The 17,714-nt window shown below is 62.3% G+C and carries 11 protein-coding genes; 4 read left to right on the plus strand and 7 right to left on the minus strand.

Annotation, left to right across the window (positions count from 1 at the left end; translation table 11 throughout):
• Positions 1-50: 50 nt before the first annotated feature.
• From DQG19_RS21280 to DQG19_RS02975, 5 genes are all read right to left on the minus strand, one after another.
• Positions 51-3,638 carry a TAT-variant-translocated molybdopterin oxidoreductase gene (locus DQG19_RS21280; protein WP_232826428.1) on the minus strand — a complete coding sequence of 1,196 codons (3,588 nt, stop codon included), beginning with the start codon at positions 3,636-3,638 and terminating at the stop codon, positions 51-53.
• Between the two features lie 76 nt (positions 3,639-3,714).
• Entirely contained in the window at positions 3,715-5,253 is a 1,539-nt protein-coding gene (locus tag DQG19_RS02960) for a c-type cytochrome (RefSeq protein ID WP_116125180.1), read from the minus strand.
• 383 nt (positions 5,254-5,636) lie between these two features.
• Complete coding sequence (locus tag DQG19_RS02965; protein ID WP_116124716.1) at positions 5,637-6,161, minus strand: hypothetical protein; 525 nt, start codon at positions 6,159-6,161, stop codon at positions 5,637-5,639.
• A gap of 177 nt (positions 6,162-6,338) precedes the next feature.
• Positions 6,339-7,955 (minus strand): carboxylesterase/lipase family protein, encoded by a 1,617-nt coding sequence (locus DQG19_RS02970; RefSeq protein WP_116124717.1) that lies wholly within the window; start codon positions 7,953-7,955, stop codon positions 6,339-6,341.
• 36 nt (positions 7,956-7,991) lie between these two features.
• Entirely contained in the window at positions 7,992-9,629 is a 1,638-nt protein-coding gene (locus DQG19_RS02975; RefSeq protein ID WP_116124718.1) for a carboxylesterase/lipase family protein, read from the minus strand.
• Positions 9,630-9,734: 105 nt separating this feature from the next.
• Between DQG19_RS02975 and DQG19_RS02980 the strand changes: the two genes are divergently transcribed.
• The 3 genes from DQG19_RS02980 (at position 9,735) to DQG19_RS02990 (ending at position 13,168) form a co-directional block, all read left to right on the plus strand.
• On the plus strand, positions 9,735-10,457 hold the full coding sequence (locus tag DQG19_RS02980) for an NUDIX hydrolase (RefSeq protein WP_116124719.1): 723 nt from the start codon (positions 9,735-9,737) through the stop codon (positions 10,455-10,457).
• Positions 10,458-10,508: 51 nt separating this feature from the next.
• On the plus strand, positions 10,509-11,570 hold the full coding sequence (locus DQG19_RS02985) for an aldo/keto reductase (RefSeq protein WP_232826429.1): 1,062 nt from the start codon (positions 10,509-10,511) through the stop codon (positions 11,568-11,570).
• A 164-nt stretch (positions 11,571-11,734) separates the two neighbouring features.
• Positions 11,735-13,168: a glycoside hydrolase family 130 protein gene (locus DQG19_RS02990; RefSeq protein ID WP_198661636.1), complete on the plus strand. Its 1,434-nt coding sequence runs from the start codon at positions 11,735-11,737 to the stop codon at positions 13,166-13,168.
• On the opposite strand, the gene DQG19_RS02995 is transcribed toward DQG19_RS02990, so the two are convergent.
• Positions 13,169-14,173 (minus strand): glycosyltransferase family 4 protein, encoded by a 1,005-nt coding sequence (locus DQG19_RS02995; protein WP_198661637.1) that lies wholly within the window; start codon positions 14,171-14,173, stop codon positions 13,169-13,171.
• A gap of 11 nt (positions 14,174-14,184) precedes the next feature.
• Positions 14,185-16,539 carry a glycosyltransferase family 4 protein gene (locus DQG19_RS03000; RefSeq protein ID WP_116124722.1) on the minus strand — a complete coding sequence of 785 codons (2,355 nt, stop codon included), beginning with the start codon at positions 16,537-16,539 and terminating at the stop codon, positions 14,185-14,187.
• 238 nt (positions 16,540-16,777) lie between these two features.
• Between DQG19_RS03000 and DQG19_RS03005 the strand changes: the two genes are divergently transcribed.
• Positions 16,778-17,689: a ParB/RepB/Spo0J family partition protein gene (locus DQG19_RS03005; protein ID WP_116124723.1), complete on the plus strand. Its 912-nt coding sequence runs from the start codon at positions 16,778-16,780 to the stop codon at positions 17,687-17,689.
• Positions 17,690-17,714: the final 25 nt, after the last annotated feature.

The following is a 17,714-nucleotide window of genomic DNA, read 5'->3' on the forward strand; positions in this document are numbered from 1 at the left end:
AAGAAGCTGACCGTCAGTCCGTTGACCGGGGCCGGCGTGCTTCGTTCGTATCAGGCTTCGAGCTCGGGGACCGGGTTATGCACGCGGGCGGCGTAAAAGACCGAGGACTGGGTGTTCGTTTCCTCGAGGACGAGGTAGTTCAGCGGGTTGTCCAGCTTCTGCCGTACGTCTCCGTTGGTGTGGTTGCGGTCACCGAAGGTGATCGCGCCGGTGGGACAGGCGGTCTGGCAGGCCGTGCGTACATCGGAGTCGCGCAGCGCGCGCTTCTCGATCTTGGCGGTCAGCTTACCGGCCTGCAGGCGCTGGGCACAGAAGCTACACTTCTCGATGACGCCGCGGCTGCGGACGGTCACGTCGGGGTTCAGCACCATACGGGTGAGGTTGTCGGCACCGAAGGGCAGTTCCTCGTCGGCGACCTCGGGCTCGTTGCTGCTGAAGAGGTCGGCCGTAGTGAAGTCGAGCCAGTTGAAGCGCCGCACCTTGTAGGGACAGTTATTGGCGCAGTAGCGGGTACCGATACACCGGTTGTAGATCATCTGGTTGGCCCCCTCGTCGCTGTGCTGGGTAGCGTTTACCGGACATACGTTCTCGCAGGGTGCGTTGTCGCAGTGCTGGCACATCATAGGCTGGTAAACGGCGCGGGGGTTTTCCACGTCGCCGTAAAAGTAGCGGTCGATGCGCAGCCACTTCATTTCGTGGTGGCGCCAGACTTCATACTTACCGACGATGGGGACGTTATTCTCCGCCACACAGGCTACTTCACAGGCGGCACAGCCGATACAAGCGTTGAGGTCCACGTGCATCGCCCACCAGTGACCCTGGCTGTAGATGTCCTTGGCGTACTCCTCGTAGGGGTACAGCGTCTGCTCGTTCAGGTGCTGAGCTTCGGCGCGGCGCTCGGCGATCTCCTCCCGGAGGGCGGGCAGGTCTTCCATCGTTCCCTGGAAGATGATCGAGCGATCCGTCAGGCCGCCCTGCATACCCTCGCCGATCTCCATTACGGTAGCTTCGTCGACGTGGAAGGGCTCCAGGTACTCGCGCTGTTCCTCGGTGAGCTCCCCGGCGATGGTTTCCCGGTCGCTGGTCAGCTTGTTGTAGTAGACCGTACCGTTCTCGTTCTGGGTCGTAAGGCCCATCGTATGGTGGTACTGCACGCTGGCGAACTCGTGCTCGGTGGCGACGCGGTCGGACACCGTGGCGCTGGTGGCGTAGTACTGGATGTAGCCATCGCCGTCTACGGTCAGCCAGGGGTATACGTTGACACCGACTCCCTGTCCGATTTCACGACCGGGGTCACCCACCATGCTGCGGCCGTAACCGATGGCGAGTCCTAGGGTTCCGGGCAGTTGACCGAACTGACGCACGGCCGTAATGGTCGCGGGGTTATCGGCAGCGTCGCCTACCGTAAGCTCGACGATGTCGGCCTTTCCTTTGTATTCCTCTTCGTTCAGCCCCTTGAAAGCGGTGTAGCGGTTACCCTCCACCCAAGTTACGGGGATGGTCAGGTAGTTGCCCCAGACCGTACGGGTAACGGGGTCGGGCAGCTCCTGCAGCCAGGGGTTACCGGCGTAGGTGCCGTTGCCGATGTTGACCGTTTCAAAAAAGGTGATCTCGTTTTCGCCGCCGGCTTCGCTGCCGATGCGCCGTGCGGCATCCGATGCGTCAAAGTCATCTACCGAACGCGCCGTAATGGCCGTACCGGTGGCGGGGGGCTGCTGCGGGGAGCCGTCCTCTTCCATCGTCTCCGCAGGCGCGGCCGCGGGAGCGGTGGTTCCGCCGTAGCCGAGGCCGAGGTCCTGGATACCACCCGTAGCGTTGCTGTTAAAAACACCGTCGTGGAGGGCACTGTCCCAGAAGGCCTGGAAGGAGGCGAACCGCGTCTGGTTGGGGAAAGCGGTTTCCCGCCAGTTATTCATTACGTACTGCATGTACGGCTGGTCGGCGGCGGCGTCGTATCGCTGGTTCTCACCGGACCAGATCAGCAGGCTTTCGGCCTCCTGCCGCGTACCGAACCGGTTGACGCTGGCAAAAATCGGCACGATAGCGGGCTGGATCAGGGAGTAGACCCCCTGGATAGCCTCGGCGTCGCCCCAGCTCTCCAGGTAGTGGTTCGTGGGGGTGACGTATTCGCAGTAGGGAGTGGTGTCGTTGGCCACGCTGCCCATGGAGATCGCGAGGATGCGGCGGAAGCCGGCCCGGATCGGGTCGCCGTCCACTACGCTGGGATCCAGTCCGGGGTCATTCTCGTCGTTGACGTCGGCCTGTTCGCTGCGGTCGCCGACCTCGTCGGCGTCGAGCGCGGTGCCGTTGCCTACCTGGTTCCAGTTCGGGTCGTTGCGGCGCATCACTTCGGTGAAGCGGGCGGCGAAGGGGTTATCGTAGGCGGGGTTGGCACCGTCGAAGACAATGACGGCGTCGACCTGGCCGGCCTCCAGCTCGTCCACGAAGCGGGCGAGGTCCTGGTCGCTACCCTGCCGCTGGTAACTCCAGCGGTTGGTTTCGATGGTGCTGCCGTAGCTGCCGATCGCGCGGTTGATCGCTATACAGAGCTGCTGCTCGTAGAGGTTGTTGCTACCGGAGACTACGAGACCGGCACCGTTGGACTGCTGAAGCTCCCGGGCCACGGCGCGAATCTTGGCCGTAACGGCCGCGTCGAGGTTCGTGGAACCGCCGCCGCTGCCGGTTACCGCCTGGTAGAGGGCGAGCAGCGCCTGACCCTGCTGGCTGGGCTTGACCATGATCCGGTTGTCAGCGTTGGAGCCGGTGAGGCTCATGTGGCTCTCGACCTGGATGTGGCGCGACATGCGGCCCGTATTGGCGCGGCGGCCGGTGGCGTACTGCCGGGCGTACTCAACGGGCGAGATCCAGGTACCGAGGAAGTCACAGTTGAAACCGACGATAACGTTGGCGTTATCGAAGCGGTAGTGGGGCACTGCACGGACGCCGAAGGCGGAATCGTGGGCATCGAGGAGCGCCGAAGAGGACACCGGATCGTACTGGACGAGCACGGTGTTGCCGGGCATCCGGTTCTTGAAGTCGCGGATGGAGGCCTTCAGCGAAGGGCTTAGGATGGTATGGGAAACGATACGGATTTCGCGGGCGTCGCGGAGCCGGTCGCCGATCTCGGCGTCGAATTCTTCCCAGCTGGTGTTGTCGGCGTACTTGCGGGCGCGCTCGACCTGTCCGCCGCGGAGGCGGTAGGGTCCGTCAAAGCGGCTTGTGTCGTACATGGAGAGGACGCTGGCCTGCGCGCGGGCGCTGGTACCCCCCTCGGTGATGGGGCTCATGGAGTTGCCCTCGATCTTGATGGGACGTCCCTCGCGGGTCTTCACCAGCACGGGAACGTAGTCGCCGCCCTGTACGAAGGTGGAAGCGAAATAGGTGGCTACGCCGGGCACGATAGTATCGGGCTTGGAGACGTAGGGGATGGCTTTACGGACCGGAATATCACAGCTCGCGATGGTAGCGGCCGTCATGCCGAAGCCGAGGTACTTGAGGAAATCGCGCCGGCTGGCTTCCAGACGGGGGTTCTCAAGCTGCTGCTGCTGGGCGACTTCGCCGTCGGTGGCCGCCCGGTATTCGGGGGTATCCGCTAACTGGTCGGTTCCTATCCAGACGTTGTTGACTTGCTTCTTCATGCAACTTTGCTTTGGGTGGGGAGGGCTTCCCGCACACCGGGATGCCGCCGGGGGCGGCGATTTTGGAAAGATATTCTTAGTAGTGGCAGCGCTGACAGTTCAGGCCTCCGACGTCCTCTACGGTGACTCCGTCGCGGGTGCCCTCGTCGAGCTCCTCGTGGTAGAGTTTGTATGAATCGTAGTACGGGTTGTCGTTGAACTGTACCTGCGTTTCGCGGTGGCAGTTGATACACCAGCCCATGCTTAGGGGGCTGTACTGGTACACGACCTCCATCTCCTCTACGGGCCCGTGGCAGTTCTGGCACTTGAGTTTGCCGACCGTCACGTGCTGAGCATGGTTGAAGTAAGCATGGTCGGGCAGGTTATGGATGCGGTTCCACTCGATGGGGCCGGGAACGCGATCGTCGTCGGTGTATTCGTTGGTCAGGGCGGCGTAGATACCGTCCCACTGCTCCTCGACCACGTTTTCTACCTCGTCGATGTCGCCGCCTTCGCTGATGTACTTGTCGGCAATCCACTTGCTGTAGATCCGGCGGGCCTGATCGTTGGTCATCTTGTCGTAGTTCGAGATGTAGGCACCCTCGGTGGGGTCCCAACCTACCGAAGCGAAGATCTTGGTGATCTCGGCGGTTCCGTACTGGCTACCGTAGTTGATGGCCCGGTGACAGTTCATACAGGTATTGACGGCCGGGATTACCGAGTGCTTGGAGCGCCGGGCACCGTCGTGGCAGTACTGGCATTCAATCTTGTGGATGCCGGCGTGCGTCTCGTGGCTGAACTTGATGGGCTGCTCGGGCTGGTAGTCCTGCTGCCGGCCCAAGTCGATGGCGTGGTTGACGGTGGTGTAACCGCCGAAGACGACGAAAGCGAAGATCACGAAGGCGATCATGCCGCGGCTGGTCAGGATCTGCGCCAGGGTACGCCGCGTGGCGGGGGCCGATCCTTCGGAGGTCTCGACCATGTACTGCAGGTTACTGGTCACGCGGGCCAGGATCAGCGACAGTAGAATGAGCGCACCACCAAGAACGACGAACAGCCAAGTGTTGTCGGTTTCTTCTTCCGTACTGACGACGGCGGGGCCGTTCGTGACGCCGGCGGGGTTGTAACTACCGGTGTACACGCCGTTGATGTAGGCCAGGAGGTTTTCTACGTCGCTGTCGCTCAGGTTCGTGTAGTTCGACATCTTCGTCGGCTTCCACTGCGACCATACGGCAAGGGCGCGGGCACTTTCGCCCGATCCGATCAGCTTCTGTGAGTTCTGCACCCAGCGGTAGAGGTGCTCGCGGGGCTCACCGGCCCAGCGTTCCTGTACGCCGCCGAGGGCGGGACCGGTCATGTTGTCCTTCATGCTGGCCGCGTGGCACGATCCACAGATGTTGGCTTTCCACAGGGCGGCACCGAGGGCGGGGTCGCCCTGGCCGGCGGCAACCGGCGCGGCAGCGGCGGCCGGAGTGGCGGCGGAATCGGCCGCGGCCGTAGCAACGGGATCGCCGTCAGCGACCGAAGCGGCGGTGGGGGCAGCAGATTGATCCGCCTGGGCCGACAATCCGCCCGCGAGTAGCAGGAAGACGCAGAGCAGCAGAAGCGACGAGAAGGTTTTGGTTAAATATGTCATTATACGGTTGACATTTAAGGGATTGCGGGTCGGCCCCATCAAGGGCCTTTCCGCTGGTCGGGCAAAGATACTTTGGTGACAATTCTTGGACAAACTTAGGTCAATGGGTATCCCTTATTTAGATTTCGTCTACGCAATTGACCGAAATTTGCTCCGTTTCGGGATGATTTTCCCCGAAATCCGGTTTCGGGCGGTACACAGCCTTCATGATATGGTACACCGACGGAGCATGGGCAACGCGTGACGGGCCGCCCGAAGCGCAGACTGCTGTTCGTGCCCCGACGACAGACCGTACCCGAACACCTACCTGTCCAGCGTATCCCACGCACCGTAGTAGGTCATCCCCTGAAGAAACCCGGAAGTCTCTCCCCCACCCCTTCCCGCTACTCCACAGCGGCCCGAAATGCCTCCGCGAATTCGGTCATCACCCGCTCGGGGGCCCGGGGCAGCGCGTAGCTCCGCGCAAAGGTGGTCAGCACCCGACCGGTAGCCGGGTCGATCAGCGAGGCAGAAAAGGAGTTTAGCGCCAATGCCTCTCCCGTGCTGGCATACCGCAGCAGGAGATCGCTGGAAGGTTCGTCGTAAAGTTGGCGTACCACCGGCTCCGTTCCGAGGCGGTAACCGGTCGTGTCTCCCTGGCCGTACGGGAGTCGGGCGGCCGCGACGGTCCCGGTCAGTTCACCGGAGGCCACTACCGTGAGCCCGCAACCGGCCAGCGCCTGCTCGACAAAGGACTGGAGCGATTGATCGAAATCGGCGGTCACCACCTTGACCGTAGCGCCGGCCGGCACGGAAAAAGCAGCCATGCCGGTATCGGGGGCCGTCACGTTGTGAACGGCCAGCGCCGCGAGGCAGGACGTCAGCGACAGGGATACACCAAACAGGGAAACGAGGAAAAGAGCCTTCATAGCCGGGATTTGCGTAAAGCTACCCGTCATCACTCCTTCCAACCGTTACCACGGCGTTAAAGCCCGCCCCCGTCAGGGATTACTAGCGGGCTCCGCACCTGCGCTTCCCCGCAAAAAAAGTCCCCGGCCGAGGGGCCGGGGACGCAGAATGGAATTCATTCAAAAATCGGGAAAACACTATCTGGCCGCGGAGGAGGTAAACTCGAGTAGGGCCCGGTCGGGATGCTGACGGATTTCGCTCTTAACGTCAAGCATCATCGTGTTACCGTTCTCCCGGGTATACGGTGGCCAGGTGGGCAGGCCTTCTGCGTTAGGATTGCCCGTGCGGGCGAAATTGATCCATGCCTGGCTGACCCGGTCGGCCAGCGCCTGGGCATCGACCCCACCCCCGGTCATCTGGTTGGCACGCTGGATATTGTCAAAGACGAAGGGGATCTCCATGCAGTGCAGGGCCTTATACTTTCCATCCAGTACGGGCGACTGCCAGGTAAAGAGGTACATGTACACCGGCGCCCCGCCGGAAACCGCCGACTTCAGGTTGGCCTGGTGTACGGCACCGGGGCGGAACATCATGTCTACGTCGATGCGGTCACTGGGCCGGGTATCGTCGGGATAGGCCTCGCGGACGGCATCGAGGAAAGCCTCGGCTTTCTGGCCGTACTGGTTATTGAGGTAGGTGTCGATCTCTTCCTCGCTGGCGTCGCTCAGGCCACTACGCAGGGAGGGCATGAACTCGTTCTTGACCGTACCGATGAGCAGGGGCACGTCCTTGGAGAGGGCGAGTGCCTCGTCGGACATAAATTGGTACGGAAGCACCTTGCCGTCGACGCTGGGTCCCCAGCTGAGTCCGAAGGCGGGAATGTCCTGGCCTTCGGCGCGCATTTTGTCGGAGGCTTTTTTCAGGGCACGCTGACCGGCGGCTACCAGGGTGTCGTAGGGAACGTTCTGAATGTCGTCGATACTGGAGGCGTCGAGCCCCAGTTCGGCTACCGTGGCGGCCCCGATGGCCCGAGTCATTTCTTTGGTAGGCGAAGCGGAGCGGAACGCACCGCTCTGGTTGACGGCCTTGTGGAACAGCCCCTGGGCCGCGGGCATGGCCATGAGAGTATTGACCTTGGCCCCGCCACCGGACTGTCCGAAGATCATGACGTTGTCGGGATCACCGCCAAAGTTTTCGATGTTGTCGCGTACCCACTCCAGGGCCAGCTGCATATCGACGATGCTGTTGTTGGCGGAGGTAGCGTACTGCTCACCGTAGGCGCTCAGGTCGAGAAAACCGAGAATATTGAGGCGGTGGTTGATGGAGACGACGACCACGTCGCCCTTGCGGGACAGGTTTTCCCCGTAGTAGCTGGGCAGTTCCTGGGAGGAGCCGGCCGCGAAGCCGCCGCCGTGGATCCAGAAGAGTACCGGGCGCTTTTTGCCGTCGTTGATCTCCGGCGTCCATACGTTCAGGACCAGGCAGTCTTCGTTCGGGTAGCCCCAACTGTGGTCGAATACGAATTCGGACTCGTCCTGGACGACGGTCGTCTCATTCATCAGCGGGGAAACCGGCCCCCAGGTCATGGAGCTGCGCACGCCCTCCCAGGGTTCGGGCTTGGTGGCCGTCTCGAAGCGACCGGCCTGTCCGTAGGGGATGCCCTTGTACGTATATATACCGTCGGACACATACCCGCGGACCTTGCCGGCTTCGGTATCGGTTACGGCTACGTCCATTCCTGTTTCCAACTGAGCGTGGAGGGCTGCGTGGAAGAACAGTCCTGAGAACAGGAGAAAGTATTTAAGATTCTGCATGACTACTGATTTAGAAGAGTTAAGTCCCGGCCCGGATCAGTCGGCCGAGTAGACGCGGTCCAGAATGGGGAAGCGTGCGTCGTTGTCGGCGGCCTTACTGCCACTGGTTACGTCGATGTGCATGACAGGCGGAGTTGGATCGCCCGCCTCCGTGGCGGGCCACTGCGGTAGGTCCTTTCCGTTGGGGTCGCCGGTCTTGATGAAGTTGGCGAAGTAGGCTTTCATGGTCTTGGACACCTGGTAGTCCTCCGCCGTCCAGGCGTAGTCGTCGACGAGGGGGAGGTTGCCGAGGCAGTATTCTATCTCACTGGCGTGCGGAGCACCGACCGGGCGGGGCGGCGGGGGTGCATCGGCCGAGCGTTCCACGGTGCCCCCGGCGAGGGCGGCTATGCGGTTCTGGTCGCGCAACTCGGGCCGGATGCGGGTAAAGAGGTAGCGATACACCGGTGCCTTGCCATTCTTTCGCTGCAGGTCAAACCACTTCCAGGTACTGTACACGATGAAGCGGTCGGAGGCCAGGTTGGTAGCCGACAGCTCGATCTCCTGCTCCGTACCGGCGGGCATGACGGCCAGCAGTTCCCCCCCGGCCTCCGGGAAGGCGCGGGTGACCGCCGCGGCGAAATCGCCGGAGGTATAGGGCTGGCCCTGCATCAATGCCCCGCCGGGAATCTCGGCGGAGTTCCAGCCCACCAGCAGGGGTACCTGCGCCTGCTGCCCGGCGGCGAAGATCTCCGGCAGGGTCGCGGGCAGGAAGTGGCCATCGACCACCAGGGGGAAGCCGAAGCGCCGCGAATCGACGTAGAGCTGATAGACATCGCGGGTGCTAAGCTCGCGGAGTTCCTGCAGGGAAGTGAACCCGGCGGCGGAGGCGAACTCCCGGCCTACCTGCTCCGCCTCCGCCAGGGGGACCGGAGCAAGGGTGGGTGCAATACTCGCTCCGCTTTCCCCGATGGCTCCGGCGATCAGGTCGCGCGACAGGGGGCTGGCCATTTGGGCGCTCACGGAAACGGAGCCCGCAGATTCGCCGGCGATCGTTACCCGGCTGGGATCACCACCGAAGGCGGCGATATTGTCACGGACCCACTGGAGGGCCATCTGCTGGTCCAGGAGGCCGTAATTACCTGAGCCGCCGTACTCCGCCTCTGCGCTCAGTTCCGGGTGGGCGAAGAAGCCGAAAATGTTGAGGCGGTAGTTTACGGTCACCGCCACGATGCCCTCCCGGGCCATGCTGCGGCCGTCGTAGCGCGGTTCGGAACCGTCGCCAGCCACAAAGCCGCCCCCGTAAAAGTAGACCAGGACCGGCAGGCCGGCAGTGTTGCTTGTGGCGGGCGACCACACATTGAGGTAGAGGCAGTCTTCACTCATCCCGTCCGAGCGGAAGTCCATGTCGCCGAATACGGCGGGCTGTACCGCGCGGGGGCCAAAGTTTTTAGCCATCCGCACCCCCTCCCACGGTTCCGGGGACCGCGGGGCCCGCCAGCGCAGGTCTCCCACCGGTGGCGCAGCAAAGGGGATACCCAGGTAGGATTGCACGCCGTCGCGTACATCGTACATGCCCTCCACGGTACCCGAGGTAGTAGTCACCTGGTGCCCGAAGGCGAAGTTGGAGTCCTGGGCGGAGGCGTAGGGCATGAGAACAGAAAGAAGTACTGAAAGGAGGATGGCTTGCTTCATAACATCGGGGGGGTAAGCACATACTATTGTCTCACCGTGCGACAATGATACAGACTATTTCAATTCCGCGCAATACCTTGGCGTCATAGACGAATCTTTACCCTTATGCACCTTCCGTCCTCGGCAATCTACCTCCCCCACCTGGCCTACGACTCGGTCGTATTTGGATTTTCCGGGGACAGCCTGCGGATCCTGATCATGGAATACCACAAAACCGGGTGGTTTGCCCTGCCGGGAGGGTTCGTGCGGCGCGACGAGCACCTCGACACGGCGGTCAAGCGCGGGCTCAAGGAGCGCACCGCGCTGGACAATATCTTCTTGAGGCAATTCCACACCTTCGGGGCCACTGACCGTTTTGACGCGGCGGCCATGGAGGCGATTATGGTCGCCAACGATATTGATCCAGTGGCCAATAGCTGGCTGCTCGGGCGCTTCGTTACGGTAGCCTACTATGCACTGATCGACTATAAGAAGGTTACCCTGCAGCCGGACGCACTGTCGGATTCGGTCAACTGGTACGCGGTCGGAGAACTGCCGCCGCTGCTGTTCGACCACGAGCACATCGTGCGGGAGGCACTCCGGACCCTTCGCGAAAACCTGGGTAGGAACCTGATGGAGACGAATTTGCTGCCCCCCCTCTTCACCATGAAGGATCTTCAGTGCGTTTACGAAGCCATATTGGGGGAGCCGCAGCACCGCAGCAGCTTTCAGCGCAAGATGCTGGCGTCCGGACTGCTCGAGCGCTGTGAAAAGCTCCTTACGGGGGCGGCGCACAAGGCCCCCTACCTGTACCGCTTCGCTCCGCACCCGCGCTCCGCCGACGAGTAACTACACCGGCCGGGGGTGAAACTTTGTGCGTACCCGCCGCTTTACGGCACTATGAACGTCAAGAACCACAACGCCGCCATGCGGTACGGCCCCTTCGGCACCACCGACTGGCAGGTGTCCCGCATCGCCCTCGGCACCATGACCTTCGGGCAGCAGAATACCGAGGCCGACGGCCACCGGCAGCTCGATTACGCGCTCGAGCGGGGCATCAACCTGATCGATACGGCGGAAATGTATTCTGTGCCGCCCCGGCCCGAGACCCAGGGCAGTACGGAGCGCATCATCGGCACCTGGATACGGGCCCGCAACAACCGATCGCAGTATTACCTGGCGAGCAAGATCGCGGGGCCCAACCAGATGGCCGAGCACATCCGCCCGGACCTGGGGTACGGGAAGAAGCAACTGCGGGAGGCCATCGGCAAGAGCCTGGACCGCCTGCAGACCGACCACCTCGACCTCTACCAGCTGCACTGGCCCGAACGGCGGGCCAACTTCTTCGGGGTGCGGGGCGTGCAGGAACTCGACGCCTGGGAGGATAACTTCCAGGAGATGCTGGAAGGCCTGCGCGACCTGCAGTCGGAAGGCCTCATCCGCCACTGGGGCATGAGCAACGAGACTCCCTGGGGGCTCATGCACGCCCTGCGTACGGCGGAGCGGTACGACCTCCCGGCCCCGGTAAGCATACAGAATCCCTACAGTCTGCTGGCGCGGGGATTCGAGAACGGTCTGGCAGAAATTTGTCTCCGGGAGTCCGTGGCCGGCTTCCACTACTCCCCGCTGGCCATGGGTCGCCTGAGCGGCAAGTACCTGAACGGAACGGCCGACGTTGGTAGCCGGCTCAACCAGTTTACCCACTACACCCGGTACAACGGTGCGAACAGCCTCGCGGCCACGGAGGCCTACGCGGCGGTGGCCCAAAAGCACGGCCTGAATATGGCCCAGATGGCCCTGGCCTTCGTGACCGACCGCCCCTTCACCCAGAGCAACATCATCGGGGCCACCACCCTGGATCAGCTGCAGGATAACCTCGACAGCATCGACGTTCACCTATCGGAAGCCGTCCTCGCCGACCTGGAGGCCGTACACGAACGGTACCCCAACCCGGCGGTCTGACCCCGCTTTCCCCCCCCCGGGCCGGAGATACTACAGCCGGGCCCGCCGCGTTAGTGGCTCACGGCCCCCTCCCGGGTGGCTCTCAGTTTCATTTCGTTAGTTTCGCGACCTATTAAGCACCACCTACCTTTATGCAATTACCCGTTGAGCGCAAACCATTGCGCATGTATGGCGATTCAAGCCGCGTGATCGGTCGCTTCTTCTGGGCCGGCAAAGACCGCGCGTACCAGTTGATCGACCGGGTCATCGACCTCGACGACCAAGAAACGCACGACACGCTGATGCGCACCCTGCGCGACTTCGCCCGCCGCCACCGCAACACCATCGGCATTTACCGGCGCCACCTCAACGCGGCCCTCGAACGGGTCCCGGAACAACGGGAAAAGGTGATGATGCTCAGCGAGGAAAAGCAGGCCCTCATCGGTGCCTACTTCACCCACGAATACAGCATTGAGTCAGCGGCGTTCTTTAACCCCTCCGTAGTGCCGGCCCTCGACCAGACCGGTCTGCAGCGGGGACAGATGCGCATCGTCATGAGCATGCGTGCCGTGGGCGAAGGGCACACCAGCTCGGTGGTATTCCGCAACATCATTCTTGATCAGAACAACGACCCCCTCGCCGAGCCTACCAACCCCTTCGTAGGATTGGCCGAGCGCATCTACTACTCCCAGTACACCAAGGAAAACTTCAACGAGCTCGCCCACCAGCGCGACGACGTCGACGAAGCGATGTACGAGCGCCTCGTGGGAGACCTGCCGGAGAACTTCAACCACCGCGAGCTATACGAGCGGTACTGGAGCCTGTGGAACGGGTACCCTACCGACAGCGAGGAACGCGACCAGCTGAACCACCTCATGACCGTAGCCGACCGGTACTACGAGCTGCACTTCAGCCTGGATACCGACATCAGCGAACGGGTACTCTACCCGATGATCGACTTTGAGATGAAGGGTATGGAGGACGCTCGCTTCCTGCAGTTCGTCCACGAAGACGGGTCTACCGTCTACTACGGCACCTATACGGCCTACAACGGTAAGCAGATCCGGCCGATGATCATCGAGACCCAGGACTTCTACAGCTTCACGATCCGGCCCGTTTACGGCGACGCGGCCGTGAACAAGAACCACGCGATCTTCCCCCGCAAGATCAACGGTTCCTACTACGTGCTCTGCCGCATCGACGGCATCAACAACTACATCATCAAGAGTGACCGGCTGCAGGTCTGGGACGACGCCATCAAATTGTCGGAGCCCAAGTACCCCTGGCAGCTGTACCAGATCGGTAACTGCGGAGCCCCTCTGGAAACCGACAAGGGCTGGCTCGTAATTACCCACGGCGTAGGTCCGATGCGCCGGTACTGCCTCGGGGCCATGCTCCTCGACCTCGATGACCCTACCAAGGTGATCGGTCAGTTGCGCGAACCGCTCATCAGCCCGATGGACGACGAGCGCGAAGGGTACGTTCCCAACGTGGTCTATAGCTGCGGCAGCATCATTCACAACGGGGAAGTATTCATTCCGTACGGCATCAGCGACGAGGCGGCCCGCTTCGCGACGGTGCGCCTCGATACCCTGCTGGAGGCCCTGCTGGCGGACTGATCAGGCCACGCCGGCCAGTACCTTGCGGTAGACTTCGATATAGCTGGCGACCATGCGCTCCACGCTGAACCGGTCGCGGGCGATCTCGGCCGTCAGGAAGCGGTCGATGCGGCTCAGGTCGGCCACGCTGTCGGCCGCCTCCTCGACGGTGTCCACCAGAAAGCCCGTGCGCCCGTGGTCGATCAGTTCCGGCATTGATCCCAGCGCAAAGGCGATGACCGGTGTGCCGGTCATCATGCTCTCGGCTACGCTCAGCCCGAACGGTTCGGCGAAGCTGATGGGGTGCAGCAGGGCCGCCGCGCCGCCCAGGAGGCGGTCGCGTTGCGCGGGACCTACGTTGCCTAGGTAGCGCACGTTCTCTCCGTCGACGTGGGGAGCCACCTGCTCCTCGTAATACGCACGGTCCTGTACCAGGCCGGCTATCCACAGGGGGCGCCGTGCCCGCCGGGCGATGGCGATGGCCTCGGCCGCTCCCTTCTCCGGATGAATACGGCCGAAGTAGAGCAGGTAATCCCCGGCGACCTCGCGGAAGGTGAATTGCTTACGATCCACCCCGTTATAGACGGTTGCGACGTACTTCAGGCGTTCGCTGCGGTTCGCGTCGCTGATGGAGACGTAGTGATTGTCGGCGTTGAATCTTTCGTAAACCGGGAGTATGCGCTCGCTGCTGAAGCCATGTACGGTGGTCACCATCGGCGGGGCGATCAGCTGACTGAAACCGAGCGGCATAAAATCGAACTGGTTGTGTACGAGATCGAAGTCCCCCGCGGCCCCCATCACCTGACTGATGTGCAGGTATTCGAGCACCTTGGGATCCTGTCCCTCCCGTTCGGCGTAGCCCGCCGCGACCGTAGCCACATGAGTGCCCGCGGTGCGGCTCGTGCCGGTGGAGAAGAGGGTGACATCGATGCCCCGGGCAACGAGCCCTTCGGTCAGGTGGCTGGTAACCTGCTCCCACGGGCCGTACGCCGCGGGCGGCGTAGCCCAGGCGATGGGGGCAAGCATGGCGACCCGCACTACTCCGTCACGGATTCGGTCGGCGCGTCACTCGATATGCCGGAGCGCACCTCGGGCATGGCAAAACCATTCAGCAACCGGCGTAGGGCCGATTCGGAATCTTCTTCCTCGTCCCCTTCGCACCTTCCCGCGGGCCGGTCGCGGCAAAAGTTTTCGACTTCCACGCGGCTGATGAGGTAGGCCAGCAGGCTTTCGGCGCCCTGATTATGGTTGGCACCGCCCGACATCAGTCCATCGTAGCATCCCCCGGTTTCTGGGTTATACATGGTAGCCTTCACTTCGTTCTGGCCCGTAAACCAGCCGAAGGTCACGTAGAGGTTGTCACAGTGCGGCTGCAGTCCCTGGTGGCGGCAGGCTTCGCTGAAGAGCAGCACCTTGCACATCACGTCGATGGGCTGCTGGTCGTAGTGGGGCCGCTCCTGTTCCCGGAGGAAGGGTTGCTCACAGCCGATCGGACAGAGGATACCGTCGATGATGGTCTGTGAGGCCAGGAAGTTGGTGGAGTCCACGGCGGCCTGCCGGATGGCTTCCTTGCTGATGTGGCGCAGGGCGCGGAACATCGCCAGCGGCAGGATACCGTTACAGTAGGTGAGGTAGTTCTCGAACCAGTCCCACCCTTCCCGGCGGCTGTCGCCGTAGTGGTCCAGCAGGCGGTTACAGAGGCGGTCCAGCAGGTTGAGCATTGCCTCGTCCGAGGGCTTGTGGTCCAGGTAGTAGGTCAGGGACAGGACCCCGTAGGCCACCGTACGCGGGCTGCGCATCTCGTCGAGGTGGCCGATGGCGCGGATGAAAATTTCTTCCAGCAGCGGCCGCTGGTCGGGCCGCGGCGGATGCGCCAGGCAGTAGCTGACGCCCCACAGGGCGCGGCCGTAGCTGTCTTCGGAGCCCTGGTCCTCGAGGAACCTACGCTCGTAGGACATGAAGTTGCGGAACGTACCGCTTTCCTTCTGGGCGTGATAGATGTAACTGAGATAGGTATCGGAGAGCGCGAGCAGGCGATCCCGGTCGCCCATGCCACGTTGTAGCAGCATACCGACCAGCAGCAGGGCACGCCCGTTGTCGTCGAGACAGTAGCCTTCCCTGCGGGCCGGGACGGCGTACTTAGCGTGCTGCAGAATACCGCAATCGTCGGTCAGGCGGTAGAGGTGGTCCAGCTTGAGTTCCGGCAGGTCGGTGACCGGCACGCCGGAACTGCGGTAGCTCTTGTAGGATACCCGGGCGCGGCCGAATACCTGGAGGTATTCCTTGCCGATGCGCGGCCAGAGCAGCGACTGCCCGTAGGCGGCGGCCCGCTGTCGCATATCGCGCAGGGCGGCGTCGTCGCCGAACAACTCGAGGATAGTACGCGACAGGGCAGGACTGTCGTGGAAGGGAAACAGCCGTCCCCTACCCTCCTGCAGCAGCTCACTGGCGTGCCAGAAGGGCGTACTTACGATGCCCGCGCCGGCACCTACGGCGTAGGCCAGGGTACCGCTGGTGATCTGGGCTTCGTTGGGATAGGGTACGACGTAGATGTCGGTGGCCCGCAAGCAGTCGAACAGTTCCTGCTCGGAAGCGAAGCGGCTGATCATCTGCAGGTTATCGCCCACTCCGAGCTCCCGCGCGAGATCCTGGAGGTAATTGCGGTACTCTTCACCGTTGTCGCGCACGACGTGCGGGTGGGTCTTGCCCAGTACCACGTAGAGCGTATTGGGATATTCTTTGACGATCGCCGGAAGGGCGCGGATGGAGGTTTCGATGCCCTTGCCACGTCCCAGCAGACCAAAGGTGAAAAGGACGCGCCGATCGGTCCAGCCGAGGCGTTCGCGCAGGACGTCGCGGTCGTCGGACTGAATCACCGGAACCCCGTGCTCGATCACCTGGATCTTTTCGGAGGATACGCTGAAGACTTCCTGGAGCAGGCGGGAGGCCAACTGCGTCATGACCACCACGGCCTGCGCGCGGTCGGCAATGCGGGTGAGTACGTTGCGCTGTCCGAAACTGGGCTCCTTAAGTACCGTATGGAACGTTACGATCAGGGGGATGCGCAGTTTGTCCAGCAGGTGCATCACGTAGGCTCCGTCGTCGCCGCCGAAAATGCCGTATTCGTGCTGGAGCACCAGCAGGTCAAAGTCGTTATCGTTCAGGTAATCCGCCGTATCCCGGTAGTCTTTGGCTACCTGAGGCCGGATCCGGCGGGTGACCTCGACCGGGTAATCGTGATTGTCGCTGGGATCCTCCATGGCAATGATCTCCGCGTACTCCTCGATGGCGGTAGCCTTGAGGTTACTCAGGATGGCGCGGGCCAGGCTGTTCGTAAAGGTGCCTATGCCACAGGCTTTCGGCGGATAATTTCCCAGGAATGCAATCTTCATCGGCGCGTGGTGGAGTTAAGTAGGGACGGAGAAATCCGCCTATTTTTAACTGTTTTTCTGACGGTCAAGTTCGTTTTTAAGCGCCCCTGGGGGGCCGTTAGATCCGATTGCGGCCGCAGGCCCTTATTTCACTCACTTCTGTCATTTCAGAAAATCCGGGCCGTTACCGGGCGGCGGGGCGCGGGTGCGGGGGGCGGCGCGGGTTTGCTATCTTTGCGGGCAAACCCGACCCTGCCCTATGGCCAAAAAACTGAAGCGAGGAAAACCCAGCAGCAGCGACCTGAAAAACGGACTAAGTGCCCTGTTCCCCGGCCAGCGGCTCGACCGGGCCAGCGAGGAGGAAACCATCAAGACGCTCAGCCGCAACTTCGCGATGTTGCCCGTCGACAAGATTTCGGCCAACCCGGATCAGCCCCGACAGGAGTTTGAAAAGGAGGCGCTTAAGGAACTGGCCGACAGCATTCGCGTGCACGGCATCATCCAGCCGATGACCGTTCGCCATATGGGCGACGGTACCTACCAGATCATCAGCGGCGAGCGCCGCTACCGCGCCAGCCAGCTGGCCGGACTGCGGGAGGTACCCGCCTTTATCCGCACGGCCAACGACCAGACGCTGCTGGAAATGGCCCTCATCGAGAACATCCAGCGGGAAGACCTCAACCCCATGGAAGTGGCCTACTCCTACCTCCGCCTGCAGGAGGAGTTCGACCTCACCCAGGAGCAACTCGCCGCCCGGGTAGGCAAGAAACGCTCCACGATAACCAACTACCTCACGATCCTGAGTACCTCCAACCGGGTGCGGCAGGCCATCAAGGACCGCAAGATTAGCATCGGCGCGGCCAAGACCTTCTCCGGTATTAAGGACATCGGCCAGCAGGAGACCTTCCTCGACGATATCCTCTCCCACCCCAACTGGTCGGTACGCGACATCGAGCGCGAAAGCCGCGTGTACAAGAATAAGAACAAGGTGACTAAAGGCGCTCCGCCCTCCAACGACGAGGCCCGTCGCGTGGAGCAGGCCTTCGCCGAGTTCTTCGGCACCAAAAAAGTAAAGGTCAAGGTCGACAACCGGGAGGGCCGCTCGGGCACTATCACCCTGCGCTTCGAAAGCAAGGAGCAGCTGGACCAGTTTTACAAGGCCGTGGAGTAGCCGGCAGGCAACCAATCCCGCACGT

Origin of the sequence: Lewinella sp. IMCC34183 (genome assembly GCF_003390915.1) — a bacterium.
In the GTDB taxonomy this organism is placed as follows: Bacteria; Bacteroidota; Bacteroidia; order Chitinophagales; family Saprospiraceae; genus Neolewinella.